Source organism: Psychrobacter sp. (assembly GCF_049295055.1).
Lineage (GTDB): Bacteria > Pseudomonadota > Gammaproteobacteria > Pseudomonadales > Moraxellaceae > Psychrobacter.
Window position 1 is genome coordinate 29,180 of the sequence record NZ_JBAQQF010000042.1, and the last position, 26,194, is coordinate 55,373.

Consider the following 26,194-nt stretch of genomic DNA (forward strand, 5'->3'; position numbering starts at 1 on the left):
TGTTACAGCACTAATTATTAAATACGCTATCCTCAAGTTCCTTACTGCTATTATTAGCTTTTTTAATAATGACAGAATAAAAGTTAAGCAATAAGAATCTGCATCAAAGTACTCACAAAAACCATTCATAACTCAGTGAACAAATCGTCACTGACTGAATAAACTTTGTTATACTCATGGCGCTTGTTTACAGTATATAATCATAAGTTTTCAACCACGAGGGACACAGATGAGCCAATCTAAGTTAGGCTTTTCACTCAAACAGCAATTGGGTCGCGGCAAACAAATTGTTGGCATGACCACGACTATCGCTGGTGGGTTACGCGCCGCCCAACGTATCGGGGCCTTTAGACAGCCACCACGTGAAACGCTGCCACGCTACATCCAAGCTTTTTGCCGCAAAATGGCAGGCTCTTTTGGCGTCAAGGTTATCGCCGTTGAGCGCGTAGAGCAGCATCATGGGTTATGGGTGTCCAATCATGTGTCATGGATGGATATTCCCGTAGTAGGTACGGTCAGTCCGGCCTTCTTTTTATCCAAAGCTGAAATTGGTGATTGGCCTATATTTGGCAAATTAGCACATGCAGCAGGTACGGTTTTCATTGAGCGTGGCTCCGGTGATGCAGGTTCGGTAGCAGCACAAATTGCCAATTTTTTAACCAAAGGATTCTCAGTAATCTTTTTTCCTGAGGCAACCACGACAGATGGTAAAAAAATTAAGCGTATTCATGGGACCTTGCTACAAGCCGCGATAGATGCTGACGTGCCTGTGCGCCCGCTGGTGATTGCTTATGTTAATAAAGATGGCACTTTGAGTGAAGCATTGCCTTATTTCGGTAAGCTTACGATGAAAGAGAGCATAAAAAAGGTGCTTGATACTAAAGATGTCACCGCTTATGTATTGCCACTTGAGCCAATAGATCCCAAAGGGTTAAATAAAAGTCAGCTGACGAATTTATTACAATCACGTATGCAAGAAGGCTTAGCTGAACTACATTCGCGAGTATTAACGAAAGTAGTAAAAGCATAAGGTTTTCTTAAAACTGACAAATAAAATAGTTGGTAAGTAAAAAAGAAAAAGGCACAAATCGCAGTGATAATTCTAGCGATTTGTGCCTTTTTTTTGCAAGATTACTACTTTTAACCCAATTTATGAGCTCTTTATTTGTATTAAACTAAGGTGATGGATTAGGTTGCTGGGTATGTACCGCTTCGATAGCGGCTAATACGTCCGAGCTTAAGGTTACATTGATACTATCGATATTAGATTTTAGCTGCTCGATAGTGGTAGCACCAATAATATTACTAGTGACAAATGAGCGCGAATTAACAAAGGCTAATGCCATCTGTGCCATATCTAAACCGGCATCAGCCGCGATTTTGGCATATTGAGCGGTGGCTGACAGTGCTTGCTCATTGGTATAACGGGCAAAGCGATCATACATAGTGAGCCGCGCGCCAGTTGGGCGTTTGCCGTCAAGATATTTCCCAGACAGTACGCCAAAGCCAAGCGGCGAATAAGCCAGTAAACCAACATTCTCACGATGCGCAATCTCTGCCATCGCCACTTCATATAAGCGATTTAATAAACTATAAGGGTTTTGCACGGTAATAGGCGCGATCAAGCCATTTTTATCCGCCTCCCATAAATAACGCATTAGTCCCCAAGCGGTATCATTCGATAGTCCATACGCACGAATACGACCTTTTTTAATCTCATTATTTAACGCTTGAATGGTCTCTAAAAAGGGCGTTAAGTCATCCAGTGATTGTGCCGCCATCTCTTCAGTATAACCGAGCTGACTAAAAAAGTTCGCTTGACGTTCAGGCCAGTGTAACTGATAGATATCGATATAATCGGTTTGCAAACGTTCAAGATTGCCATCGATGGCGCTACTAATGTGTTCGGCATTAAAACGCGTTTGCCCATCACGTAAGAAATCCATCGGTGACATCTTGCTAGCAAGGATGACTTTATCCCGCTGTTTGGTTTTATGAAACCATGTGCCCATAAAGCGTTCGGTATCGCCTTGCTTATCTTTATCCGGTGGTGACGGATACATCTCAGCAGTATCCCAGAAATTCACCCCTTCGCTGAGCGCCATATCCATTTGCTTATGCGCGTCATCTTCATTATTCTGCTGTCCCCAAGTCATTGTCCCTAGACAGATTTTAGAGACTTTTTCATCGATTTGCGGCAGTGTTTGATATTGCATCGGTTTATCCTTTTTTATTCTAATGTAAATCAATTTTGTATTTTAAATGAGCTTGATACCAGTGACACCCGGCGGGGTCACTTGAAAGATTTTAACTTTGAATAACACAGGTTGCCCAGCAAGCGGGTGGTTAAAATCCACTTCGATTTCTTCATCATTGATAGCACTAATCGTACCGGGGAGGGTATTTTTACCTTTGTCTTCAAACTCTATCAGCATGCCAATCTCGGGATTGTCAGCGATGAGCGCAAACTGGGTAGGACTAAAACGTTGGATATTATCAGGATTCCACTCACCAAACGCTTGCTCTGGGTCAAGGTGAGCGGAGCGCGTATCACCCGCACGTAGATTCATTAGCACTTGCTCAAAACCGGGCAATAAGCTCTCATCGCCTATTGTCAAAGTCACAGGTGTATCACGGCTAAAGGTTGAATCGATTACCGTACCGTTTTCTAGCGATACTTCAAAATGTAGCTTAACAAGGCTGCCAAAAGTGATACGTACATCTTCATTGGGCGTGATAAATTGCGAGTCGGACATAGTAAAAGCTACCTTTTGCTGGAATAAGGAATCGGGTTGAAAATGCTGTAAGAAATGATAAGCCATCTGGGAAAGGTTGTAAGCGTAAATAGTGTAACGCAAATAGTGTAATATGTTTGGCGAATCTAAAAGCGGGCGGCATATCGATGGCAAATAAACAACAAGGTCAGATTAAAAAGTGGCAAGACGATAAAGGCTTTGGTTTTATCGAAACTGAGAATGGTGACTCAGTATTCTTTCATATCAATGAGTTTAAAGCACGCCGTCGCCCTAATATTGGTGAGCAAGTCGTCTTTACGTCTGGGCAAGATAGTCAAGGGCGTATGCAGGCAAAAGACGTGCAAGAGTTAAGCTTTGTACAACAAAAGATGGCACAAAAGAATCAGCAAATCCGCCAGCGTAATCACAAACGTAGTGCGCAAGCAGAGTTTGAAGCAGGACAAAAGAAGCGTCTGTTGCTTGGTGTTGGCTTTTATGGTGTCTTAATTTTATTGGCGGTCATGAATAAGCTAAGCTGGCTAGTTGTTGGCTGGTATGTAGCTTTAGGAATCATAACCTATGCGATATATGCTAAAGACAAAGCCGCTGCTCAAAGTGGTGCTTGGCGCACGCCTGAATCAACCTTGCATCTGTTAAGTGCGCTGGGTGGCTGGGTGGGTGCAATGGTTGCGCAAACCTACTTGCGTCATAAATCACAAAAGCCTGAATTTCGAGTAGCGTATTATTTGACCGTGCTGATTAATATGGCAGGGTTATTGTTTATATTGACGGGTAGGGGTTCAGCATTTTTGGAAGGATTGCTTGATTCTTTGATATGAAAGAACTTTTTATTTTCACGCCTAAATTAATAAAGCTAATAATGCATCAAAGTAATACTTTTTGAATAACATGTTGCTGTTTGCTAATATCTTGTGCAAGTATAATGAGTTGTGCGCGATAAGCACGATTTGGAAGAATCAACCTTAAACGGATTTTATTAATAATAAAAGGCAAACCTTAGTGATTACATTATATAAATATACTCATCCAAGTCGGGCAGAAACGGTCGTTTGGGCACTCAAAGAGCTTGGCTTGGATTATGAAATCAAAGAGCTAGACGGCAAAAAAGGCGATCAAAGAAAACCTGAATTTTTAGCGATTAATCCCTTTGGTAAGATCCCTGCTATTACGCACAATGGCAAACACTTTACTGAATCACTGGCGATTATTGAATATCTCAATGACTTGCATCCCGATAAATCACTCACACCTAGCCAAGATGATGAGAATTACGCGGAGAAAAACTATAAACTGCGTCAAGTGATCTCTTTTGGCATGATTGAGATTGAAAGTTATCTGTGGATACTGACCAAAATTAAAGTGTTAGAGAATTATGAGAGCTGGCCTGAAGGAGTTGATAAAAATTGTTTGAGCTGTATCCAGAACGCTTTACCGATTGCTAGTAGCTGGTTAGAGAGCCAAGAATATATAGCAGGAGATAGTTTTACACTGGCAGATATTTATTATCATCATTTGTTTTCATGGCTAAAGATGCTGGGATTTGATTTGCCTGAGCAGGTCAAAATATATTTAAAAAGATTATCAAATAGGGATAATTTTCCTAAGAAGTAGAGGTTATTTTGCTGACAGTTTGCTTGGTGTCAAAAGCACCATCTGACCTATAAAATAATAAGCAGATATAAAAAATGATGAATATAAAATAACAATGATTCTCAATTATCAGAGAAGCCAAACCAAATCACAATTCATACCTAAAAAACTATAGACTTCGAGGCTTTGATCTATAGTAAATCACAACCACAAAAAGGGGTTTCGCTATCGCAAAACCCCTTTTTTGTATCATAAAATCAAAACTTTGATGAAGATTTAATGGCTAGGCTTTATGTTTCTCTTGGCGCTTACCTTCCAAAAACAGCATATCAATGACAATCAGTGCCACACCGATACAGATGCCAATATCCGCAATATTAAAGATAGGATAGTGCCAAACGTCGGCATAGTGCACATGAATAAAATCGGTCACTTTACCATTTAACAAGCGATCGATTAAATTACCAATTGCACCGCCCAGCACCAAGGCTAAACCGACAGAAAGTAGCTTGGCTTTTCGAGGGGCTTTAATCAGATAGCCTATCAAAAATAGCGACATCAATAGCGCCAATCCAGAGAAAAACCATTTTTGCCAGCCGCCGGCATCCGCCAAAAAGCTAAAGGCAGCACCGTAGTTGTAAGCGAGCGTCCAATTAAGAAAAGGCTCAATCACAGGTACAGGTTCAAGAAAGGTTAGATTGGTTTCTGCCAGCCATTTCGTCCACTGATCAAGAATAACCACGACCAGCGACAGTAGATACCAAACAAAGGCGCGGCTACCATTCGCAATAATCTTTGGCGTCTTATTCAGCCGTCCTTTAGGTATCGATGAGTTACCTGTTGTCGCATGTGCAGGCTTGGGTGTATTGTCGACGTCGATAGGCGGCTGCTTATTTTCTGATGAATTAAGCATAGTGACGCACCTCGCCATCGCCGCTGACGTTGGTAGCGCAGCGAGCACATAATTCTGGATGTGTGCTATCTGTACCAATATCATCACGGATGTGCCAACAGCGCACGCACTTGGTGCCCGTTGCAGCGCTTACTTCAACTACTAAATCGGCTACTACGCTGTTGCTGTCTGCTTGAGCTTCTAGAGTAGCTTTATCAGCAGGGGCAGCGCTCAGAGGCTTTAAGGTTGCGCTACTGGTAATGAGTACAAAACGAAGCTCTTCACCAAGCTTCGCTAAGCTTTCGTGCATTGCACCATCTGCATAAAGACTGACATCAGCAGATAAGTTAGCATTGATGATTTTTTCGCCGCGTGCCGTTTCGATATGCTTATTGACCATATCCTTCGCTAGCATGATACGTCCCCAGTCATCGGTACTGATAGCACTTAGCTCAAATTCTGGAAAGGTATACCACTCTTCGGTAAACACATACCCTGCTTCATTGCCGTTTTTATCTTGCAATACTTCCCACGCTTCTTGTGCGGTAAATGATAAAATCGGTGTAATCCAGCGAATGAGTGCTTGGACAATATGATAAATCGCTGTTTGCGCAGAGCGACGTGGCTGTCCATCAGTTTGGGTGGTGTACTGACGGTCTTTGATGATATCTAAGTAGAAGCTGCCCAAGTCTTGCGAGCAAAACGCTGCGATATGCTGCGTGACTTGGTGAAAGTCCATCGCATCATAAGCAGTAATAATTTGTGCTTGCACCGTTTGCGTACGCTCAATGATAAATTTATCGAGGCTCACCAATTCATTGATATCGACGCTGTTAGTTGCTGGATCAAAGTCATCGGTATTGGCAAGCAAGAAGCGCAAGGTATTACGGATACGGCGATACATATCGATTGCACCTTTAAATACCGTTTTACCAGCGTTCATCTCGTAGCGGTAATCGCTAGATGCAATCCATAAGCGCAGCATATCTGCACCAGTTTTATTGATCTCTTCTTGCGGGGTGATAATATTGCCCAGTGATTTACTCATCTTGCGACCGTTTTCATCGACCACAAAACCATGCGTCAATACTTGTTTAAACGGCGGGCGTCCATACATCGCTTCAGACGTAAGCAGGGACGTCTGGAACCAACCACGATGTTGGTCAGAGCCTTCTAAATACATATCAGCTGGGTTGGTCAGCTCATCACGCTGCTCAAGTACGGCAAAATGCGTCGTTCCTGAGTCAAACCAAACATCTAACGTATCAGTCGCTTTATCATAGTCAGCAGCCTCGCTGCCCAAGAAGTCTTCACAGCTGGCATCAAACCAAGCTTCAACACCGCCTGCTGCGATTTTCTGCGCGGCAGTTTCCATCAGCTCTAGGGTGTTTGGATGCAGCGCACCTGTTTCTTTATGAGTAAAGAAAGCAATCGGTACGCCCCATGTACGCTGACGTGAGATACACCAATCTGGGCGACCTGTCATCATCGATTCAATGCGGTTTTGACCCCATGCTGGCGTCCAATTAACGGTTGGAATATCAGCAAGCGCACGCTCACGTAACCCTTTGGCTTCCATGCTGATAAACCACTGCGGCGTCGCACGGAAGATAATGGGCGACTTATGACGCCAGCAATGCGGATAGCTGTGCTCAATCTTGGTATGGCTAATTAGGTGGCCGTTTTCATGTAATTCAGCGATGATCTTTGGATTAGCTTTATAGATATGCTCACCAGCAAATACCGCTGCGCTTTCTAAATAAACACCCGTACCGCTGACAGGGTTTTCAACCGGCAAATCATATTTAAGACCAACGATATAATCGTCGAGACCATGACCCGGTGCAGTATGGACTAAGCCAGTACCGCTATCAGTCGTCACGTGATCGCCTAAAATTAACGGTACTTGACGATTTTCAATCAATGGATGCTGGGCATGAAGACCTTCAAGCTCGCGTCCTGATACGGTAGCTAGAATACCTTTATTCTCGAGCTTAAATTCACTTAACGCCGACTCAACCAAATCAGTTGCTAATAGGAGGTTACCTTTTTCAGTCGCTACCACACTATAGTCATGCTCAGGATGCACGGCAATAGCTTGGTTCGCAGGTAACGTCCAAGGCGTCGTGGTCCAAATGACGGCTGCAATATTGCCATCGATCTCGCTCAATGCGGCAACTTTTTCGGTATCGAGCACATCAAAGCTCACATAGATAGCGTCTGAGACTTTATCTTGGTATTCGACTTCGGCTTCAGCTAGGGCAGAGCTGCAGTCTAAGCACCAGTTAACCGGTTTCATACCGCGGGTCACGTGACCATTCTTATGAATAATGGCCAATGCGCGCACTATGTTGGCTTCTTGATGAAAGTTCATCGTTAAATAAGGGTTGTCCCAATCACCAAAGATGCCTAAGCGCTTAAAGTCAGTTTTTTGCAGCTCAATCTGGGTACTCGCATACTCACGGCACAAACCGCGGAATTCAGTTGCCGAAACTTTTTGTCCGACTTTACCGACTTTGGCTTCGACTTTTTGCTCGATAGGCAAACCATGGCAGTCCCAGCCGGGCACATAAGGTGCATCGAAGCCGGATAAGGTTTTTGATTTAACGATAATGTCTTTCAATACTTTATTGACCGCGTGACCTAAGTGAATCTGACCGTTAGCGTAGGGAGGGCCATCATGTAAAATATATTTGGTCGCCCCAGCACGTACCTGACGAATTTTACCGTACACGTCATCCGCTTCCCAAGCTGCAAGCCAATCGGGCTCACGCTTGGCGAGATTTGCGCGCATGGCAAATGGCGTATCGGCAAGATTTAAGGTGTCTTTATAATCGTGGCTTGGTGTATCGGTACTTTTATCAGTCATAGAAGGCGTCTTTTTAAAATGGTAGTGAAAAGTTGAGTTAAAAGGTCAGTCTAAAATCGGATGTAAAGTTCAATATAATACTGGGTTTAATATTTAATAAATTTGATTGCAGTTTTGTTGATTGCTTATTTTGTTGGTCGCTTATAAGGGATATTGCTTATCATAAGTAGCTACGTCAAGCATAAATGCTAACGAGACGAATGCAATATAAAATACATTTATCGGAATAATCAAAAAGTTTATGCAAATAACAGCCGTTATTATATGACAAAAACAGTAAGGTAAAAAGAGCTGTGCAGTATCGCAATGGCGTCAGCTAATAGCAGTCACAAATTTTAATTAACTAGCGATTGCTACTTATTTTATATCTGCTAGGATAATAAAAGTGATAATACAAATTGAGCAATCAATCTCTAAGCTGTCTTTATGTGCAAGACAGCATCATATCACTATCCTCAGATAATCCCTACTCTCAGTAGTCTACCGTCGTTCTTGGTTTAACCGTTTCTATTCATTAATTTTAATTTGCATCAAATATCATAGCCGATTCAATTCGATTTAAAGAAATATAACATACACCTACTAGTATGAGTTTTTTGTAGCCTATGGCGCGCTTGGAAGCATTAATTAATGAATAATGCTCGTAGCCTGTTGCTATGAATTTATCTGTTTTATCTTCAATAATATAACAAGGAGCAGTTATGAAAATAGGTATTCCGAAGGAAACAAAGAATAACGAAAACCGCGTTGGTTTGACCCCAAATGGCGTCAGTGCTTTGGTTGATGACGGTCATGAGGTCATTGTTGAAACTGAGGCCGGTATAGGCTCGCAGTTTACGGATGAAGACTACACACAAGTAGGCGCAACCATTGCGAATAGCGCTGCTGAAGTATGGAACGTAGAGCTGATTATTAAAGTAAAAGAACCACAAGCTGATGAATATCAATACTTAACAGAAGACTTAATCTTATTTACCTATTTGCATTTGGCTAATGAGCCAGAGCTTGCCAAAGTATTAATTGACAATAAAGTCACGGCTATTGGCTATGAAACGGTACAGTTAGAAGATAAATCTCTACCACTACTCACGCCAATGAGTGAAATTGCTGGACGGATGAGTACGCAGATAGGTGCGCAATTCTTACAATCTTTTTATGGTGGCAAGGGCATGTTGCTCGGTGGCGTACCGGGTGTGAAAAAGGGTAGGGTTACCATCATAGGTGGCGGTGTATCGGGTACTGAAGCGGCAAAAATCGCGGTTGGTCTACATGCTAGTGTCACCATTCTGGATCTTGATCCCAAACGCCTTAAGCAACTATCGGAGATGTTTGGCAATAATGTGCAGACGCTGATATCCAACAAAGTCAATATCGCCGATAGCGTGAGAGACAGTGATTTGGTCATTGGTGCGGTATTGATTCCGGGTGCGGCGACGCCGAAGCTGGTCACTGAACAGATGGTTAAAGATATGAATGATGGCGGTGTGATTATCGATATCGCGATTGATCAGGGCGGTTTATTTGAAACCACAGATCGAATCACCACTCATGATAATCCGACTTATACCAAGCATGGCATTATTCATTATGCAGTGGCGAATATTCCTGGCGCAGTACCGCGCACCTCAACCATAGCATTGTCTAACGTCACTTTACCCTATATACAGGCCCTTGCCAAAAAAGGCTTTAAAGACGCTTGCAATGACAGTGCAGCTTTGGCAAAAGGCGTAAATACGACTCAAGGTCGTATGACGTATAAAGCAGTGGCAGAGGCGCTGGAATATGAGTATAAGCAGCTTGATTCGCTAATTAGCTAGCATATTATAAATACGCCTAAGTATATGAGAAACCTGCCTGTCATTTGACTGGCAGGTTTTTCGTTTTTAAGAGAGTGTTAAAATTGCTCTGCAGATTTAATGATTCTTCATTTAAAAAACCGACGATAACCACAATCGCAACTTAAGCGACCATTTAGGCTGAATACCCGTCAGTCCTTGAGTCATCTCACCATCTTTTAATATGACATAAGAAGGCGTGACTTGTCCTTGCCAATCATCAAAGATAAGCCCTTCTTGATCATTAATCGTCGTAAAATTATAGTTATGCTCATTGAGATAACGGTCTAGCTCTTGATCAGATCCTGACTTGATGGCGACAGTGACGATAGGATAGTTGTTTTCTGCTGCCAAGGTATTAATGGTCGGCGAGGTCACACGGCATACAGGACACCAAGTACCCCAAAAGTATACCAGCGTTGGTTTATCTCGACTCATTGCCGCCAAATCAACAGTCTGTCCTTGATAGTCTGTTAGCTGCAACTGCGGATTGGCTGGCATGACAGGCTGTCGCCACCAATTAATGGCGGTATAAATAATCATAAATACCAAGCCATATAACAGCATATTTTTAATTATTGACAGTGCTTTTTGCTTGGGTGTCTTGCTAGGCTTCTCTTTTTTACTTTCAATATCAGTCGTCATAGTGGCTGCTTTTTTACTCTCAATGTTTTTTAATAGATAAAAATAAACGGCTGAATGATCAGCCGTCTTATTCACAAATGCTATTAGATAGTTCTTAGTATATGGTTAATGCCTGACTTTTAAATTCATGGCTTTTAAATAATCTAATTAAGACTTTTGTGCGCGGTCTTGTAATGGATTGCCAAGCAGGACGCTGCCAGAGTTTTCACGGCGCTCTTCGTCCGTTAGTTTACTGGCAGATACTTTAGCTTTACGTTTCCATTTCAAACTGTACAAATCGTCACGGCGATCTAGCAGATTGTGCACCGACCCTTCGTTACGAACATGAATAAGCTTGTCTAAATTGACATCTGAGAAAAATACCATCTCAGTATTCGCCGTCGTTTCCGCCATAATCGCATCATGCGGGAAAGCAAAATCTGATGGCGAAAAGATAGATGACTGCGCATATTGAATATCGAGACTTTCAACTTGTGGTAAGTTACCCACCGAGCCACAAATCATCACATAGCATTCGTTTTCAATCGCTCGCGCTTGGGCACAGTGGCGTACGCGTAGATAGCCGTTTTGGGTATCTGTCCAAAATGGTACAAATAAAATATCCATATCATCAAGCGCCATGAGGCGTGCAAGCTCAGGGAACTCGACATCATAACAGACCAAAATCCCAATACGCCCAGCGTCAGTATCAAACACCTTAACTTCGTCACCGCCTTCAATCACCCAAGCACTACGCTCGTGTGGGGTAATATGGATTTTGCGTTGTTCTTCTACTGTACCATCGCGGCGGCACAGATAGCTGACATTGTACAACGTATCGTCTTCGTCCAAGTACGGCATAGAACCGGTAATAACGTTGACGTTATAGCTGACTGCCAAATGCGATATCTCGTTTTTAAACCATTCTGTATAACCGGCCAAAAAGCGAATGGCAACGTTTTGATCCGTCGATTCACATAGGCCCATTAATGGCGCGTTGAAAAATTCGGGTAAGCAGGCAAAGTCAGAGTTGTAATCGGCCATAATATCGACAAAGAACTCGACTTGTTGCAGCAGCTCTTCAGGTGATTCGACTACACGCATTTGCCACTGAATACCGCCAATACGTACCTCAGACTTACGGGTATTTGGCTTATAGTCTTTTGGCTCATAATAAATATTTGCCCACTCAAGCAAAGTAGCAAAGCCTTTAGATTGTTTGTCATCTGGCAGATAAGCGGTCAAAATACGTTTGACGATAAAGCCATTCGATAATTGAAAAGACAGCGCAGAGTCATGAATCTCACGAGCTGCGACGGCGTCAATATACTCACCCGGCGTCAAATCTTGGTGGTTATGGTAATTAGGGATGCGACCACCGGCTAAAATAGCGCGGAAGTTCAGCTGACGGCATAGCTCTTTACGCGCGTCATAAAGCCTACGACCTAAGCGATAGCCACGATATTCAGGGTCAATGAGTGCATCTAGGCCGTATATTGCATCGCCTTCAGGGTTATCCCTGATGATTTCTTTTTGCCCAATTAAGTCATCATAAGTATGCGGATTAGAAAACTTGGTGTAATCGACGCGCATGGACAATACGATACCAATCAGCTCGTCGTGATCGAACAAAGCAATCTGACCTTCAGGGAAGGCATCAATCAAAGTATTGATCGTCGTTTTAGACCATGCACCGCCTAAGTTTACATAGACACGATCCATCAATGCTTTTAATTGTGGGTAGTCTTTTTTCTTAATCTCAGCAATCGTTAGATGAAAGTCATCTGGTTTTTCTATCTTACTCATAATATTCCTGTCTGTTATTTCAATAGTTGTTTTAATCATTGCTTCAATAAACGGGTGTTAATAAATAAATTTTAATAAATAGGGTAGTAGAATGCCGTGATATTAATCTTTGTGTGAACGCAATCGATAAAAGCAAACTCAATGGCGCGGCTTTTCATGTAACAATGCCCAAAAATGTCGAGAAAAGCATACCAATACGCTTAGAGAATCGTTACAATACAATCATTTATCTTTGTATTTACAATGAGTTATAAAAGCTCACTCTCATATCATTAATTTTAATGAGGTGTTTTTACCAGTTTGCAAGTGGCATTGTCTTAATTTTAAAGTGAGTTGGCTATACTTCCAGTGTCGACCACGCTGGCTATAATACCAAGCTCGTTCGCCAATGACAGTCAAGCGTCGTAAATATTTGCTAGGTTTTTGTGAGTCATGCTGTTTTATTAGTCACGATATTTTATGAGTTCAGGGTTCTGTTGAGTGCGGATTGTATTGGCTCAAGATTTTACGAGCTCAGGTATAATTTTATTTAGCTTATTTTTACGGTCATATTTAACAGTGACCTTTTAGGGATTTTGAATGATGCCTTTGACTCACACTACTGCATTTAGCAAATTGGACAAAATAGACGACGCAGCATTGGTGCAGTTGGTGTATGTCAGCAGCCTGACGATTGGCTCACGTTTGAATGCCACGATATTTGATGAGGTAGAAGGTCACGCGCGTGATTATAATGAGCAGCAAGGCATTACAGGCACTTTATGTTACGGCAATGGCAATTTTTTACAATGTATCGAAGGCGAAAAAGCAAAAGTATTTGCCTTAACACAGAGCATTTTTGTTGATAAACGCCATAAGAATGTTCAAGTACTATTACTAAAAGTCATCAAACAGCGTAGTTTCTTAGACTGGCGTATGCGCTTACTGTTTTTGGAGCGCTGGTTATGGTCACCAGCTACCAAGAAACAAGCGGTGCAGCTGTCACCATTTTTGCCATTTGCGCCTCATAGTTGGACGCCCGATCGTACCGAGCAATTCCTACAAGTCATCAAAGAGTTTGAGACAGCGCCTCATATCAATGCGGCAGGTATTACTTATAACGCGATGGGAAATATGGTGCGTCATATCGCTGCGCCGCATCAAGCCTTTTTATTGGTTCAAGGTCTTTTAAGCGTGTTGCTGGTGGTGGCGCTGTTACTGTTATATTTATAGGTTGTATAGCTATAAATATAAATCATATGGCTTAAAGGTTATTGTTGATGGCGAAAATTATCATATAGAGTAAATAAGAATGACGCTAAACGATTACGTTTAGCGTCATTTTTTTATGCAAACTCATTCAGTATTTTAAACATTAAATGAACAGCTACATATCAAAAATCTTACCACGATTCATAATATTATTGGGGTCAAAGACTTTTTTGATGTCTCGCAAATAGTCAATCTCAGTCTCGCTGCGGCTATACTGCAAATAAGGCTTTTTGGTCATGCCCACGCCGTGCTCAGCAGAGACAGAACCGCCATATTTCTGTACCGTTTCAAACACGTATTTATTGACGATTTGACACTCGGCAAAGAAATCGTCTTTGCCCATATTTTCAGGCTTTAAAATATTAAGATGCAAATTGCCATCACCGATATGACCAAACCAACAGACTTCAAAGTCAGGATAATTGCTGCTGACAATGTGGTCAATCTCGTTGATAAAGTCGGGCACATGACTGATGAGTACGGATACGTCGTTCTTATAAGGCGTAAATACTGAGATGGTTTCAGAGATGTATTCGCGCAGCTTCCATAGCTCTTCTGCTTGCGCAAGATTTTGACTCATGACACCATCGACGACCCAGCCTTGCTCCATGCAATCTTCAAATATCGCCATCGCTTTATCCATGATCGGCTCGTATGGCGCTTCAAACTCTAGCAGCGTATAAAACTTGGTACGCGACTCAAATGGCTCTTGTACTTGACCATGGGCCATGAGCTTATCAATCGCCACATCATCAAAAAACTCAAACGCTGTTAAATCAATCTTTGCCTGAAAGGCTGATAGCACATTCATTACGTCATTGAAGCTGTCCATGCCAAGCACCATGACGTTTAAGTCTTGTGGCTGACGCTCAAGCTTAATTTGTGCATGCGTCACCAAACCGAGCGTACCTTCACTACCGATAAACAGTTGACGCAAATCATAGCCAGTAGCGTTTTTGACCATACCGCGATTGAGATGCAAGATATCACCTTTACCGGTGACAACAGTCAACCCCATAATCCATTGACGGGTCATACCATAACGAATGACCTTGATCCCGCCTGCATTGGTACCGATATTGCCACCGATTTGACTTGAGCCTGCTGAGGCAAAGTCGACAGGATAGTAGAGATCTTTGGATTCAGCAAACTGTTGTAATTGCTGAGTTACGACACCGGCTTCAACTTCAACCATGCGATCGGCAGGATAGAACTGTCCGATATGATTCATTTTATCCATACTGACCACAATCTCACCATTGGCAGCGACTGCGCCCGCAGACAAGCCGGTACGCCCGCCACTTGGTGTTAGTACGACATTATGCTCATTGGCAAGCAGTACAATCGCTTGTACTTGCTCGGTGGTCTTTGGAAAGACAATAGCTGCCGCAGCGGGCGCAAAATGCTTGGTCCAGTCTTTGCCCCAATGCTCTAAACTTTCGCTATCGGTCTTGATTTGGCTGGCATCAAACTGATGGTTATCAAGCAAAGTGCTTAGAATAGTTTGAACAGCGGCTGCATGGGTTTCAGGTAGGGTTTGGCTAGATAAAGAAGTCATGGTCAAATCTCGGTATCAACGTAAGCGCTATGCCTAAAGGGAATTATTATGCGAGTTATTATATAACTAAATGGATATAACTGGACGTATATAACTGTGTTGATATAAGCATGTTTAAATAAGTATGTTTAAATAAATATATTCATATAACAATGTTTATATCATTGAGCTTATCCAGTGTGGCAGTGATAGGACGATATGATTTTGCACACACAACTGACCTAACATATTTAAGCGTAAAGCATAAAAAAGACAGTTGAATCAGCACAGCTCAATTAGCTTTGTGTAGCAGGATTCACTATAGCATAAAAAGTTTTCAGGCTTGATAACCAATAATTCATCTAATCTGCTAACATAGCTGTCGAATTTTGTGTAAGATATCCAGACTATTTTCGTTTCATCCATCGTAGCTTATCCCTCAGATGATTTTTATAAGACAATTATAGGACAGTTCTCATATGGCGTTATCACTCCAAAAAGACAAAATCCGGTTTTTATTGCTTGAAGGTCTGCACGACAATGCCTTAAAGATATTGCAAAATGCTGGTTATCAAAACATCGAAAATATCAGCCATGCATTGGATCAAGACGAGCTAATCGAAAAGATTAAAGACGCTCATTTTATCGGCATTCGCTCTCGTACCCAGTTGACCCGTGAAGTACTTGAGCATGCAGAAAAGCTGATCGGTATTGGTTGCTTTTGTATTGGTACCAATCAAGTAGATTTGGAAGCTGCTCGTGAGTTTGGTATCCCGGTCTTTAACGCTCCTTATTCAAATACCCGTTCGGTTGCTGAGCTAGTACTTGCCGAAGCCATCATGCTGTATCGCGGTATCCCTGAAAAGAATGCAACGGTTCATCGTGGCGGTTGGGGCAAGTCTGCGACCAACTCACATGAAGTGCGCGGCAAAACCATCGGTATCGTCGGTTACGGCTCTATTGGTTCGCAATTGTCTGTATTGGCCGAAAGCTTCGGTATGAAAGTCATCTACCATGATGTCTTAACCAAACTACCATTGGGTAATGCGGTACAAGTTAGTAGCTTAGAAGAGCTACTATCTACTGCTGACATCGTGACCTTGCACGTACCTGATGTACCAAGCACACGTTATATGATGAAAGCTGAACAGTTCGCCCAAATGAAAGACGGCAGCTACTTTATCAACGCCGCTCGCGGTACGTGTGTCGAGATTGATGATCTTGCCGCCGTGCTTGAGTCTGGTAAAGTGTTAGGCGCCGCGATTGACGTCTTTCCGAAAGAGCCAAAGTCTGCTGATCAAGAGTTTGAATCGCCACTACGTAAGTTTGATAATGTCATATTGACTCCGCATATCGGTGGCTCAACGCAAGAAGCGCAAGCCAATATCGGACTAGAAGTAGCAGAGAAATTCGTTAGATATTCTGATCAAGGCGATACTGCGACAGCCGTCAACTTTCCAGAAGTTTCTGTACCGTTTAAAGAAGGTTCGCATCGTCTGCTGCATATCCACAAAAACGTCCCAGGTGTACTGTCACAGATTAACCGCTTGTTTGCTGAAGCGCACATCAATATCTTAGCACAGAGCCTGATGACTGAAGGTGATGTCGGCTACCTCGTCATGGATGTCGATTATCACGATTCAAGCGCAGCTCTAGATCAGCTTAAAGATGTTGAAGAAACCATTCGTGTGCGTATTTTATTCTAAGTAACACGTATCTAAATAGCACATATCTAATAAGTAGCACGTATGTCTAGATAGCATTTATCTCTAAAATTAATCTTCAGTATATCGATAGCGGGCAATCTAAATGATTGTCTGCTATTTTTTTTGATAAAATGATTATTTGTTAGCACAAAAACCACAATCCATAAAACTTCACCATATAAGTTAACATTTTCTTTACAATGAATCGTGAGTGATAACTTATACTACATAGCTAGATTCACTGTTGCATGTATTGCTAAAAACGTACTGTTAGACCTGTTACTGCTATTATTTGCATTGATTAACACTAAGCCATAAGCTAACGGATATTTAGTATTTCAATATTAGAACCTCAATGATTATTGACGTTAATAATATCTAATCTATCTGTGAGAAATCCGTTTTGTTATATATAAGTCGCTTGAGGATAACAGTCAATTAGACAATATATACAGACTTGTTTGTACCCTATTTAACTAAATTTTTTTACTCCTATTTAACTTAATCTAAATTTCAACTTAACCTAAATTAAAGGACATTTTATGAAAATGAACATTATAAAAGCAGCAGCGCTTGGTAGCGTATTGGCTATGACGGCGACTGCAAGTTACGCGGCAGGCGATCAAGACAAGTATCAGTTATCTAGTCATATCTTAGATATCAGTACTGGCAAGCCTGCGCCAAATGTTGATGTAAGATTGATGATGCAAGATAAGAGTGGTAGTTGGAAACTGGTGAATACGCAAAAGACCGATGCCAATGGTCGTATTGGTACTTTTTTGCCTAATGAAGCTGGCGTAGAGCACGATGGTACTTATAAGCTAATTTTTGAGACCACGCCATATTTTCAAAATCAAGGTCTAAAGTCTTTTTATCCTTATGTTGAAGTGAACTTCAATATCGAAGGCGAAAAACATTATCATGTACCAATCACTCTATCAGCATACGGCTACAGTACTTACCGAGGTAGCTAATACCAAACCTAAAAATTAAGATTAGCTGTGTCAAATTCGTTTAGTCTACAAGGCGTAGTCCTTGCACTCATTTTCCTTGCTACTCTAATTTTTATGACTGGTATAAGTTTTATTAAGCACACGTTATAGAAGAAAAGAAACATAGAAAAAGCCCCAATCAAAATTTTGATTGGGGCTTTTTTATTTGATAAGTAGTAAATTTATTTTGCTTTGATTTTATTAGCTGCGTCCGCTTGACGACGTGCTTCAACCTTCGCCGCTTTACGCTTCTCAATAACATCAATGACGTCACTACCGATATGGGCTTCGCCACGTTTTTTCGCTAACTGCATTTGATGCTCGCGCTCACGAAAGCGTGATTTTTGCTCATCAGTGGCTTTATCGATACAATGTGGACAAGACTCGCCTTTAATATAAGCATTGCTTTGTTGCTCAGCTTCAGTAATCGGCATACGGCAGGCAAAGCATTGCTCATAATTGCCTTTTTCTAGGTTATGATTGACTGACACACGGTTGTCAAAGACAAAACAGTCGCCTTCCCACATAGAGTCGCTGGCAGGTACTTCTTCTAAGTATTTTAAGATACCGCCTTCTAAATGGTAAACCTCTTCAAATCCTTGCTCGCGCATAAATGCCGTCGATTTCTCACAGCGGATACCACCGGTACAGAACATCGCAACTTTTTTATGTTTAGCTGGGTCCATCTCTTTTGCCACGTACTCTGGGAACTCACGGAAAGTTTCAGTATTTGGGTTCACCGCATTTTTAAACGTCCCGATTTGAACTTCATAATCGTTACGGGTATCAATGAGGATAACATCAGGGTCTGAAATGAGCGCATTCCAGTCACTTGGTTTGACGTAGCGACCGACCGATTGTAATGGGTCGATATTCTCTACACCCATGGTAACGATTTCTTTTTTTAGCTTAACCTTAGTGCGATAAAACGGCTGCTCATTAGTATAAGATTCTTTAAAAGTAAAGCTGCCAATCGCATCGATGCTACGCAGATACTCAAGGACATTATCAATCCCTTGGCGTGTGCCAGAAATCGTCCCGTTAATACCTTCGCTAGCGATTAGCAATGTACCTTTGACCTCATTATCGAGCATCGTATTTAAAATTGGCTCGCGATACTCCTCAAAGTCAGCAAAGCGCGTGAACTTATAAAGGGCGGCAACCACGATATTACTAGTGACGCTGTCGTATTCGGTCGCATGGGTTGGTGCTTTGACGTTATCAGTCTGTGAGGTATTCATGTTTTTCTCCTGCTGGCTAGGTCGCAAACCTAGTGCATTGGGTAGACAGTCAAACCCCTATAAATACGCTATTGTGTCATCCTCGCTTGAGGTACTTTGAGTACCCTCTGTGCTCGGCTTCCTGATATCGTAATCATTGGGATTAGACTTTATTGATTTAAAATGGGTAATAACACTAGCGCAATTGTGGAATTGGCGAATGCGGGCGTAGTGTAGCAAATTTAGCAAGGTTTTTGAATAGGTTGGTTTTCTATAAAATCACTGTTTAGGTTTAGAGTATACCTCGTCAATACGTTTACGATCGTAGTCTAAAATAAACTCTAAATGGGTTTCATAAAGGCTATTTAAAGTGCTTTTTTTTAAAGCAACGATATCCATGCCTCGGTCATCATAAAGATCTAAAACAAGGGCTCTGGTGTGATTGACTAATAGACAACGTCCCTTAAGCAATGGATTTCTAGTTCCAAAATCAGTGTTAATAAGGTCTACAAAGATATTTTTGACATTGATATCTTTGGTCTTTATGCCTGAAATCACAGTCTTATTCATTCGATAAGATATGCAGTCATAATATTCAGTATCTAAACTGCGATACTTAGTACACACGACCTCTCTTTTTTCAACGTCTTTTATCTGTTTAAAAATGAAATTGCTTTTTCTTATTCTATTACGGCGATTTAAGTTAACTTGGTAAATGATGGATACGTCATCGTCTTCATTAAAGATTTCTTCAAATATACTTAACGCTCTAATCAGGGCAGTATCGAAATAAGCCTCATTAAATCCTCTGGTAGCAGCACCTTTATAAATATCAATATCTGATGGACCTATCTCGAACCTTAATCCAAATTTATTATTGTAGAAAATAGGTTGTTCTAACTTTACACCCTTATAATCTGTGAACATTATTTATCTCTATCAATGATGAAAAATAGTTTTGAATTAATAATTTACTCGCAACCTTCAATCATAGCATCTGCTGAACTTTCATACACTACACACAACCAAAATACGTAAGCACAAAATGCGCCAAAGCAACCAAATATTAAACCCGTTGTTAACGCACTTCGATACGATTGATTTCCAAAAAATTCGACTACACCTAGAATAAGAGTAGGAGAGATAAAACCAATTAATATATAAGCAAAGCCATTTTTAACATTTAATTTTTTTAAGACTAAATGAGTAGGAATGCCGATGATAATATTTCCTGCAAGACTTATCACGAAAATAATCAAACCTAATGCAAGCATAGAACTAATCACTGAATTGAACCCAGAAAGTAGCATTATCAATGTCAATAAAAAACTTGCTATTGCAAATGGTCCATAAAAGACTGCTTTAATAAGGCTCATAAAGCTTTCTCCAAGTGCACTAATTTAGATTTTACTTTAGAAGAATTGCTTTTTTGCTTAGCTAAAACAGGCACTAACTCAGCTCGATAAGCCAAACTCTTAGGCAACTTTATATTCCACACCAGTCCTAAATACTTTAATACCTTTAACACCCAAAAGCCCGGATCGGATTGACCTTTATAGATTCCTAGTAGCGCAGAACCGGGATAGGCATGATGATTATTGTGCCAAGATTCACCCATAGAAATAAAGCCGGCAAATCTTATGTTATAGCCTTGTGCCGCTGCGCCTTCAATATGCCAATCTTGAAGACCTTTATTGTGAGCGAAGTGTCCGACCAACCAGTGTCCTGTGATCGATATAAAGATGCGTATCGAGATACCCCAAACTACCCACGCTATATCACCAAAATATAATAGTAATAACGCCCAAGGCAGCTATTGCCACATCCATGTTTTTTCCATTAGCGCATAAACTTTATCATTTTTAACTCGGCTCTCAGGCTTAAACTCAGGCGGATGATCTAATGTCAAATCACAGTTTAGTTGTTGCCAACCATCATGCCAAAAGCTATCACCATGACGTAAATACGGATGACACTTAGACTGACGCTGTGCCCAATCACGCAAGTCATGCTGATGCATCATACCGAGTGGCCCTACCATACCGACTAGTACACCCAAATGCACAAACAAATATTCTAGCCATAGCGGACACTCGTAGCTGTTATGAATCAGGCGTCGATGCATCCCTAGAGAGTGTCCTAAACATAGCGTGATGCCAGTAAATAAAACAAAAACTAGCAAAGCGCTCCAAGAAAAAAATAAAAATCCACCAACTATAGCTACAAGTGCATGAGACAGATACCAAATAGATTTGCTTGATGACCAAACCACGCTGCCGCTATTGGCATTGGTCAAATTAGTTTCTAACATTCTTGGCGTATCTGATTGAATATCTATAGTGACACTTTGAAGCTTAGTATTATTAAATTTACTGTCTCTATGGGTAGTGTTTCTTAACCCAATGTTTCTAAACTCAGTAGTATCACTCATAGCACTATTCCTTAATCTGATGTTTTCAAGTAGTATAGTAGTTAACAAATCTGTAAACTAATTAGTTATTTAACTAATTAGTTAAATACTACAATAATAGTTTAATATAAAGCAATCGTTAATTTGAAAATGACTAAATTATTTGAAAAGATAAAGGTTTAACAAATTTAATTAAGAAAGAAAATGGAGTAAGTAATGGCTGAAAAAGACAGTTCTGCAAAAGTATTTGAAGCGTTATCCTCGACTCCACGTCGTCAGATTTTGAGTTATTTATCTAGTACAGCGCTTACTTCAGGAGAGATAGCAGATCGGTTCGAGATGAGTAAACCTGCCTTATCTAAACATTTAAAAATATTAGAGAATGCAGGTCTAGTACAAAGTGAAAAGCGTGGTCAGTATGTACATTATTCAATAGTGGAAGATAATCTAGTGGCGACATTAGTAAACTTCACCGCTAGCTTTTGCCCAGTAGGAAGTCCATTAAAAAAGGAAAGCAGAAGGATTGCTGCTGAGAAAGAAAGTTTGTCCGATAATTGATTTAGAAGGTCGGTGCAGAAGCATAGTTTTGAATACTAAAAGAAAAAATCCAGCTTATAGGCTGGATTTTTATTGTCTTGAAATTTATAAGCTAAAGCTTTTTATAACTAAATTCACAGCCATCAATTAAAATACTAAGCCTCAGTAGCGTCTTCAGCTGCAGAAATACCCGCTTGGAATAACAAATAACCCACTAACATCTCAATATACGCTGAAAACTTCCAAATGATCTCAGGCAATTGTATACCCAAAACGCCACCCCAAAGGTCAATCTCCATAAAGCTACTGACCAAATCAGCTAAACCGAATAAGCATAAGATGCCACCGATAATAATAAATGCAATTTTCATGTGTTAATCCTTTAGGCGTCCAAGAACATTGGCTGCTATGTCTTTGATAATATGATGATGAAGTAGGGTTGAGCTTATAAAAGGAAGCGCAAAATAAGCCTAAAGCCACAATCCAAACTAAGTTTGAGTTTTTCAAAAATATTATATATAAACATTTGTTTCATTACAATTATCAAGACACATAAATACCTGAGGTAGGGATCATTTCAATTCGATGCTAATGAAAGTTTTGCTTTAAGCGGATGATTCTCCGTGTTTTAAAGAAGTGATAGATCGTTTTAGCTCAAGCAAAGAACTTGATGATATTACAAACACAAAAAATCCAGCGCAAAGGCTGGATTTTTTATGTTTAATTTAATAGTTTTTAAAGCAGATTTACTTACTCTGAAACCAAGTATCTGCTTTGCTGCGAGCACTAGCGATATCTGAGCTTGATAAGTTTAATGCCAATTGACCGATTTTACCGCGAGCTTTGTTACGGACTTTTTCGTCTAACATACCATCACGGGCAGCCAAGTCGTACCATTTATAAGCATCAACGAGATTTTTTTGTTTCTCATCTAACAAGGCAAGCGTATAGCTGGCACGGTTATCACCACGCATGGCGGCTTTTTCTAACCAACCGCGTGCTTGCTGCAAGTTAGGCTGGACACCTTCACCGCGCAAATACATAATGGCAAGATTTAATTGAGCAGGGGCAACACCTTGCTGGGCTGCTTTGGTATACCACTGAATAGCTTGCTGGGTATTCTTAGCAATGCCTTCGCCTTTCTGTAAGCGCTTGGCTAAATAAAATTGAGCGTGATCGTTACCTTGAGCAGCACGATTCGACAATTCGCTAACAGGCATCAGCTCAAAACGAGAGGTATCAAGTGGCACGTTTGATATTAACTCAGCGTTGGCAAAACCTGCACAAGAAAATAATGCAGTAAACAACGCAGCTTTTAATAATTTCATAGCAGCTCCAAAATTAGGCAGTTAATAAGCAAAAAAGTTGCACCGCTAAAGGAATTTAGGCGGCGATAACAATTAGGTGAAATCTTGCAATACAAACTCACCTAATCATTAGCAATATATTTAATCGTTGTCGTGTGACAATAGACCTGCATCGAACCGATAAACGGTCATAATTGGGGTGCGATTGACACTATTTTGCTAGCTTAACACCCAAGCTTACGAAACTCAAATACTAATTACACGATTTAATGCTTACTTATACCTCATTGTCCTCAACAAAATCATAGAGTTACTTGAGCGTAATAATAAGTTAACAATATATTAAGGTTAAAATTGTGCTTATTAACGCTAATATTCCTTTTAATAAAGGATAAATAAACTCAAGGATTATTCAGGTTTTTGTTTGGTGACTCGATAAATAGCAACATCTGCCAATAGATTGGGCGCTTGTCGTATTAACGCTGTCATCAGTGGTGAATGCCCTTTTTCAGAATCACTGACAGCAAAGCGATTAATAATATGAATATCATGATCAGCGCACAACTGCTCAAAATCCTTAAAGGTGCACAAATGAATGTTTGGGGTGTTGTACCATTCATACGGCAGTGCCTCTGATACTGGCATCATGCCTTTCAGCCCTAAATGAATACGGTTTTGCCAATGGGCAAAGTTAGGAAAGGTAATGACAGCCTCACGCGCAACCCGTAGCATATCAAGTAATAATATATCGGGCGCTTTTACTGCTTGCAACGCACGCGCCATGACGACGGTATCAAAACTATTATCAGCAAAGCGTCCTAGACCATCATTAAGATCTTGCTCGACAATCGATAAGCCATTAGCAATCGCCTCATTGATTTTATCTTCGTCAATCTCAAGTCCATAGCCTGTTACGCCACGAGTTTGTTGCAAGTGCGCGAGTAGCTCGCCATTACCGCAGCCTAAGTCCAGTACATGTGAGTGCGGGGCAATCCAGCGCTCAGCCAATTGATGATCCATTCTCATGAGCGTGCTCCTGCTTTTTGATGACTGCTATCTTGCTGGTTATTTTTTGCTTGGTTATCAGCCATAAATGGCGCGTTTAGGAAGCCTCTGACTGCGCCCATGTAACGCGGAATATCAAATAAGAAGGAATCATGACCATGCGGTGCATCGACATTGATATAGCTGACCGGTTTGCCCGTTGCCATGAGTGCATCGACGATTTCTTGTGAGCGCTCGGGTGCAAAACGCCAGTCAGTGGTAAATGATACGATTAGATATTGGCACTGAGTATGAGCAAAAGCGGCTTTAAGCGCGGTAAGCTCTTGGTAATTGCTGTCTTCAATACTATCTATGTCAGCGCTATAGGCTAAAGTTGCTGTGAGCTCATCTTCGCTACTATCAGCTTTTACCGAATCACCAATAGAGTTCGCTAACGACTCTGACGGACAATCCTGTGATGAAAAATCTTGTGATGAATAGTCATATGATGGATAGTCACGTGTCGGATCAAAATAATCTAGCGCTTTGGTCATGAGCAAATAGGTATTGGCGTCAAAGTTTTCGCTAAAGCGCTCGCCTTGATAGCGCAGATAACTTTCAACTTGGAACTCAACGTCATAGCCATACATAAACTTGCCCGATTTTAAATCACGGCCAAACTTGGCTTTCATCGCATCATCGGTCAAATAAGTAATATGACCAACCATCCGTGCAAGGATAAGTCCGCGACGAGGATAGGTGCCTGCTTGTAAGTAGCGTCCCTCTTTAAAGTCAGGATCAGATAAAATAGACTGGCGTGCGACTTCATTAAAGGCGATGTTTTGTGCAGAGAGCTTTGGTGTACAGGCAATCACCACACAGCGCTTAATGCGCTCAGGATAATCTACTGCCCATTGTAACGCTTGCATACCGCCCATTGAGCCACCGACAATGGCATGCCAAACCTCAATCCCTAAACGGTCAGAGAGCATGGCTTGGGTTTTTACCCAATCTTTAATCGTCACCAGTGGAAAGTCAGGACCATAGGCGCGTCCTTCTTCGCCATCGCCATCGCCATCAGCTATACGGTCAGGATTAATAGTCGTCGGACCGGTCGAGCCAAAGCAGCTACCGATATTATTCACACAGACAACAAAAAATCGATTGGTATCGATAGCTTTATTAGGACCAATCATATTGTCCCACCAGCCTGATTTTTTATCCTCTGCGCTATGAAAACCTGCTGCGTGATGGCTGCCAGATAAAGCATGGCAAATCAGTATTGCGTTTGATTGGTCTTCATTTAATGTGCCGTAAGTTTCAACGATCAGATCAAAAGAGGGCAAGGTGCGATTGCATTCTAAAGTCAACGGCTCATCGAAATGAAAAGTCTGAGGCGTGACTATTCCTACTGAGCCTACTGAATCAGTATGGTTAACTGAGCTAGCGATATTGGTTTTATCTGTGGGGGACTGGTCACTGGTATTATCAGGGCGTGCGTTCAAAGCTACCTCGCAAGACAACAATCATCAATAAAATAATAATGGCAATACATCGACGGACTATTCTGTCGACACTGTTTTTTCTAAATGTTTTTTCTAAATAGTTTTATCTACATTGTTTTATCTACACTGTTTTTTTGATAATGTGCTCGCCTATTGTATGGCGATGCGCATATGAGTACAACCTTCGAGCGCAGTCTTTCAAGCTTAGTTTTTATAGTGGCTTGATAATGGATGGCATGCATAGATCGCTATAGTCGATTCTGTTTAAAAACGATACAGTGCTACTGCTATGAATTTTTCGTAGCCTCTGTCACGCTTGCGAACAGCAAGCAAGAAAATTTTATAGCAGTAGCACGTTCAAACGGATGACTCT

At 41.2% G+C, this 26,194-nt stretch carries 24 protein-coding genes; 8 read left to right on the forward strand and 16 right to left on the reverse strand.

What is annotated here, in order from left to right:
* Positions 1-229 precede the first annotated feature (229 nt).
* Positions 230-1,030, forward strand: a complete 801-nt coding sequence (locus WAZ74_RS05895; protein ID WP_422306785.1) for a lysophospholipid acyltransferase family protein — start codon at positions 230-232, stop codon at positions 1,028-1,030.
* A 145-nt stretch (positions 1,031-1,175) separates the two neighbouring features.
* On the opposite strand, the gene WAZ74_RS05900 is transcribed toward WAZ74_RS05895, so the two are convergent.
* Together WAZ74_RS05900 and WAZ74_RS05905 are read right to left on the reverse strand one after the other, a co-directional pair.
* A complete protein-coding gene (locus WAZ74_RS05900) occupies positions 1,176-2,216 on the reverse strand; it encodes an aldo/keto reductase (protein WP_422306787.1) in 1,041 nt (346 codons plus the stop codon).
* Between the two features lie 42 nt (positions 2,217-2,258).
* Positions 2,259-2,756, reverse strand: coding sequence for an FKBP-type peptidyl-prolyl cis-trans isomerase (locus WAZ74_RS05905; RefSeq protein ID WP_422306789.1), 498 nt, complete (start codon positions 2,754-2,756; stop codon positions 2,259-2,261).
* A gap of 146 nt (positions 2,757-2,902) precedes the next feature.
* Here WAZ74_RS05905 and WAZ74_RS05910 point away from each other — a divergent pair, with 146 nt between their 5' ends.
* Both WAZ74_RS05910 and WAZ74_RS05915 read left to right on the forward strand, forming a co-directional pair.
* Positions 2,903-3,574: a DUF1294 domain-containing protein gene (locus WAZ74_RS05910; protein ID WP_422306791.1), complete on the forward strand. Its 672-nt coding sequence runs from the start codon at positions 2,903-2,905 to the stop codon at positions 3,572-3,574.
* Positions 3,575-3,755: 181 nt separating this feature from the next.
* Positions 3,756-4,367 carry a glutathione S-transferase family protein gene (locus tag WAZ74_RS05915; protein WP_422306793.1) on the forward strand — a complete coding sequence of 204 codons (612 nt, stop codon included), beginning with the start codon at positions 3,756-3,758 and terminating at the stop codon, positions 4,365-4,367.
* Positions 4,368-4,629: 262 nt separating this feature from the next.
* Here the strand turns inward: WAZ74_RS05915 and lspA are convergent, their stop codons facing one another.
* Together lspA and ileS are read right to left on the reverse strand one after the other, a co-directional pair.
* Positions 4,630-5,259 (reverse strand): signal peptidase II, encoded by a 630-nt coding sequence (gene lspA / locus WAZ74_RS05920; RefSeq protein WP_422306795.1) that lies wholly within the window; start codon positions 5,257-5,259, stop codon positions 4,630-4,632.
* Entirely contained in the window at positions 5,252-8,107 is a 2,856-nt protein-coding gene (gene ileS / locus WAZ74_RS05925; RefSeq protein ID WP_422306797.1) for an isoleucine--tRNA ligase, read from the reverse strand. Before ileS ends, lspA begins: the two co-directional genes overlap by 8 nt.
* A 701-nt stretch (positions 8,108-8,808) precedes the next feature.
* Here ileS and ald point away from each other — a divergent pair.
* Complete coding sequence (ald, locus tag WAZ74_RS05930; protein ID WP_422306799.1) at positions 8,809-9,924, forward strand: alanine dehydrogenase; 1,116 nt, start codon at positions 8,809-8,811, stop codon at positions 9,922-9,924.
* Between the two features lie 111 nt (positions 9,925-10,035).
* On the opposite strand, the gene WAZ74_RS05935 is transcribed toward ald, so the two are convergent.
* Both WAZ74_RS05935 and WAZ74_RS05940 read right to left on the reverse strand, forming a co-directional pair.
* Positions 10,036-10,587, reverse strand: coding sequence for a protein disulfide oxidoreductase (locus WAZ74_RS05935; protein ID WP_422306801.1), 552 nt, complete (start codon positions 10,585-10,587; stop codon positions 10,036-10,038).
* Positions 10,588-10,734: 147 nt separating this feature from the next.
* Positions 10,735-12,372: a nitrilase-related carbon-nitrogen hydrolase gene (locus WAZ74_RS05940; protein ID WP_422306803.1), complete on the reverse strand. Its 1,638-nt coding sequence runs from the start codon at positions 12,370-12,372 to the stop codon at positions 10,735-10,737.
* Between the two features lie 579 nt (positions 12,373-12,951).
* On the opposite strand from WAZ74_RS05940, the gene WAZ74_RS05945 reads away from it, so the two are divergent.
* Positions 12,952-13,584, forward strand: a complete 633-nt coding sequence (locus tag WAZ74_RS05945; protein WP_422306805.1) for a BLUF domain-containing protein — start codon at positions 12,952-12,954, stop codon at positions 13,582-13,584.
* A 154-nt stretch (positions 13,585-13,738) separates the two neighbouring features.
* Here the strand turns inward: WAZ74_RS05945 and WAZ74_RS05950 are convergent, their stop codons facing one another.
* The gene (locus tag WAZ74_RS05950; RefSeq protein WP_422306807.1) at positions 13,739-15,181 is read right to left on the reverse strand and encodes an FAD-binding oxidoreductase; all 1,443 of its coding nucleotides are present in this window, start codon (positions 15,179-15,181) and stop codon (positions 13,739-13,741) included.
* A 458-nt stretch (positions 15,182-15,639) separates the two neighbouring features.
* Here WAZ74_RS05950 and serA point away from each other — a divergent pair, with 458 nt between their 5' ends.
* Together serA and uraH are read left to right on the forward strand one after the other, a co-directional pair.
* Entirely contained in the window at positions 15,640-16,866 is a 1,227-nt protein-coding gene (gene serA, locus WAZ74_RS05955) for a phosphoglycerate dehydrogenase (protein ID WP_422306809.1), read from the forward strand.
* A 542-nt stretch (positions 16,867-17,408) separates the two neighbouring features.
* Entirely contained in the window at positions 17,409-17,840 is a 432-nt protein-coding gene (gene uraH, locus WAZ74_RS05960; RefSeq protein ID WP_422306811.1) for a hydroxyisourate hydrolase, read from the forward strand.
* A 200-nt stretch (positions 17,841-18,040) separates the two neighbouring features.
* Here uraH and WAZ74_RS05965 read toward each other — a convergent pair whose 3' ends face one another.
* The 5 genes from WAZ74_RS05965 to WAZ74_RS05985 form a co-directional block, all read right to left on the reverse strand.
* Positions 18,041-19,099 carry a rhodanese-related sulfurtransferase gene (locus tag WAZ74_RS05965; protein WP_422306813.1) on the reverse strand — a complete coding sequence of 353 codons (1,059 nt, stop codon included), beginning with the start codon at positions 19,097-19,099 and terminating at the stop codon, positions 18,041-18,043.
* Between the two features lie 258 nt (positions 19,100-19,357).
* Entirely contained in the window at positions 19,358-20,005 is a 648-nt protein-coding gene (locus tag WAZ74_RS05970) for a DUF3885 domain-containing protein (RefSeq protein ID WP_422306815.1), read from the reverse strand.
* A 44-nt stretch (positions 20,006-20,049) separates the two neighbouring features.
* A complete protein-coding gene (locus WAZ74_RS05975) occupies positions 20,050-20,454 on the reverse strand; it encodes a hypothetical protein (RefSeq protein WP_422306817.1) in 405 nt (134 codons plus the stop codon).
* Positions 20,451-20,795, reverse strand: coding sequence for a hypothetical protein (locus WAZ74_RS05980; RefSeq protein ID WP_422306819.1), 345 nt, complete (start codon positions 20,793-20,795; stop codon positions 20,451-20,453). Before WAZ74_RS05980 ends, WAZ74_RS05975 begins: the two co-directional genes overlap by 4 nt.
* Positions 20,796-20,891: 96 nt before the next feature.
* A complete protein-coding gene (locus WAZ74_RS05985; RefSeq protein WP_422306821.1) occupies positions 20,892-21,509 on the reverse strand; it encodes a hypothetical protein in 618 nt (205 codons plus the stop codon).
* A 195-nt stretch (positions 21,510-21,704) separates the two neighbouring features.
* Here WAZ74_RS05985 and WAZ74_RS05990 point away from each other — a divergent pair, with 195 nt between their 5' ends.
* The gene (locus tag WAZ74_RS05990) at positions 21,705-22,046 is read left to right on the forward strand and encodes a metalloregulator ArsR/SmtB family transcription factor (RefSeq protein WP_422306823.1); all 342 of its coding nucleotides are present in this window, start codon (positions 21,705-21,707) and stop codon (positions 22,044-22,046) included.
* A gap of 134 nt (positions 22,047-22,180) precedes the next feature.
* Here WAZ74_RS05990 and WAZ74_RS05995 read toward each other — a convergent pair whose 3' ends face one another.
* The 4 genes from WAZ74_RS05995 to metX form a co-directional block, all read right to left on the reverse strand.
* Complete coding sequence (locus WAZ74_RS05995; RefSeq protein ID WP_422306825.1) at positions 22,181-22,396, reverse strand: hypothetical protein; 216 nt, start codon at positions 22,394-22,396, stop codon at positions 22,181-22,183.
* A 375-nt stretch (positions 22,397-22,771) separates the two neighbouring features.
* A complete protein-coding gene (locus WAZ74_RS06000; protein ID WP_422306827.1) occupies positions 22,772-23,353 on the reverse strand; it encodes a tetratricopeptide repeat protein in 582 nt (193 codons plus the stop codon).
* 387 nt (positions 23,354-23,740) lie between these two features.
* Complete coding sequence (gene metW, locus WAZ74_RS06005; protein WP_422306829.1) at positions 23,741-24,358, reverse strand: methionine biosynthesis protein MetW; 618 nt, start codon at positions 24,356-24,358, stop codon at positions 23,741-23,743.
* Positions 24,355-25,767 carry a homoserine O-acetyltransferase MetX gene (gene metX, locus WAZ74_RS06010; protein ID WP_422306853.1) on the reverse strand — a complete coding sequence of 471 codons (1,413 nt, stop codon included), beginning with the start codon at positions 25,765-25,767 and terminating at the stop codon, positions 24,355-24,357. The genes metW and metX overlap by 4 nt, the downstream gene beginning before the upstream one ends.
* Between the last annotated feature and the right edge of the window lie 427 nt (positions 25,768-26,194).

Bases quoted from the DNA above. Each gene is read 5' to 3' on its own strand.
- WAZ74_RS05895 (WP_422306785.1), top strand. From the start codon at position 230: ATGAGCCAATCTAAGTTAGGCTTTTCACTCAAACAGCAATTGGGTCGC.
- WAZ74_RS05900 (WP_422306787.1), bottom strand. From the start codon at position 2,216: ATGCAATATCAAACACTGCCGCAAATCGATGAAAAAGTCTCTAAAATC.
- WAZ74_RS05905 (WP_422306789.1), bottom strand. From the start codon at position 2,756: ATGTCCGACTCGCAATTTATCACGCCCAATGAAGATGTACGTATCACT.
- WAZ74_RS05910 (WP_422306791.1), top strand. From the start codon at position 2,903: ATGGCAAATAAACAACAAGGTCAGATTAAAAAGTGGCAAGACGATAAA.
- lspA (WP_422306795.1), bottom strand. From the start codon at position 5,259: ATGCTTAATTCATCAGAAAATAAGCAGCCGCCTATCGACGTCGACAAT.
- ileS (WP_422306797.1), bottom strand. From the start codon at position 8,107: ATGACTGATAAAAGTACCGATACACCAAGCCACGATTATAAAGACACC.
- ald (WP_422306799.1), top strand. From the start codon at position 8,809: ATGAAAATAGGTATTCCGAAGGAAACAAAGAATAACGAAAACCGCGTT.
- WAZ74_RS05935 (WP_422306801.1), bottom strand. From the start codon at position 10,587: ATGACGACTGATATTGAAAGTAAAAAAGAGAAGCCTAGCAAGACACCC.
- WAZ74_RS05940 (WP_422306803.1), bottom strand. From the start codon at position 12,372: ATGAGTAAGATAGAAAAACCAGATGACTTTCATCTAACGATTGCTGAG.
- WAZ74_RS05945 (WP_422306805.1), top strand. From the start codon at position 12,952: ATGATGCCTTTGACTCACACTACTGCATTTAGCAAATTGGACAAAATA.
- WAZ74_RS05950 (WP_422306807.1), bottom strand. From the start codon at position 15,181: ATGACTTCTTTATCTAGCCAAACCCTACCTGAAACCCATGCAGCCGCT.
- serA (WP_422306809.1), top strand. From the start codon at position 15,640: ATGGCGTTATCACTCCAAAAAGACAAAATCCGGTTTTTATTGCTTGAA.
- uraH (WP_422306811.1), top strand. From the start codon at position 17,409: ATGAAAATGAACATTATAAAAGCAGCAGCGCTTGGTAGCGTATTGGCT.
- WAZ74_RS05965 (WP_422306813.1), bottom strand. From the start codon at position 19,099: ATGAATACCTCACAGACTGATAACGTCAAAGCACCAACCCATGCGACC.
- WAZ74_RS05970 (WP_422306815.1), bottom strand. From the start codon at position 20,005: ATGTTCACAGATTATAAGGGTGTAAAGTTAGAACAACCTATTTTCTAC.
- WAZ74_RS05975 (WP_422306817.1), bottom strand. From the start codon at position 20,454: ATGAGCCTTATTAAAGCAGTCTTTTATGGACCATTTGCAATAGCAAGT.
- WAZ74_RS05985 (WP_422306821.1), bottom strand. From the start codon at position 21,509: ATGAGTGATACTACTGAGTTTAGAAACATTGGGTTAAGAAACACTACC.
- WAZ74_RS05990 (WP_422306823.1), top strand. From the start codon at position 21,705: ATGGCTGAAAAAGACAGTTCTGCAAAAGTATTTGAAGCGTTATCCTCG.
- WAZ74_RS05995 (WP_422306825.1), bottom strand. From the start codon at position 22,396: ATGAAAATTGCATTTATTATTATCGGTGGCATCTTATGCTTATTCGGT.
- WAZ74_RS06000 (WP_422306827.1), bottom strand. From the start codon at position 23,353: ATGAAATTATTAAAAGCTGCGTTGTTTACTGCATTATTTTCTTGTGCA.
- metW (WP_422306829.1), bottom strand. From the start codon at position 24,358: ATGAGAATGGATCATCAATTGGCTGAGCGCTGGATTGCCCCGCACTCA.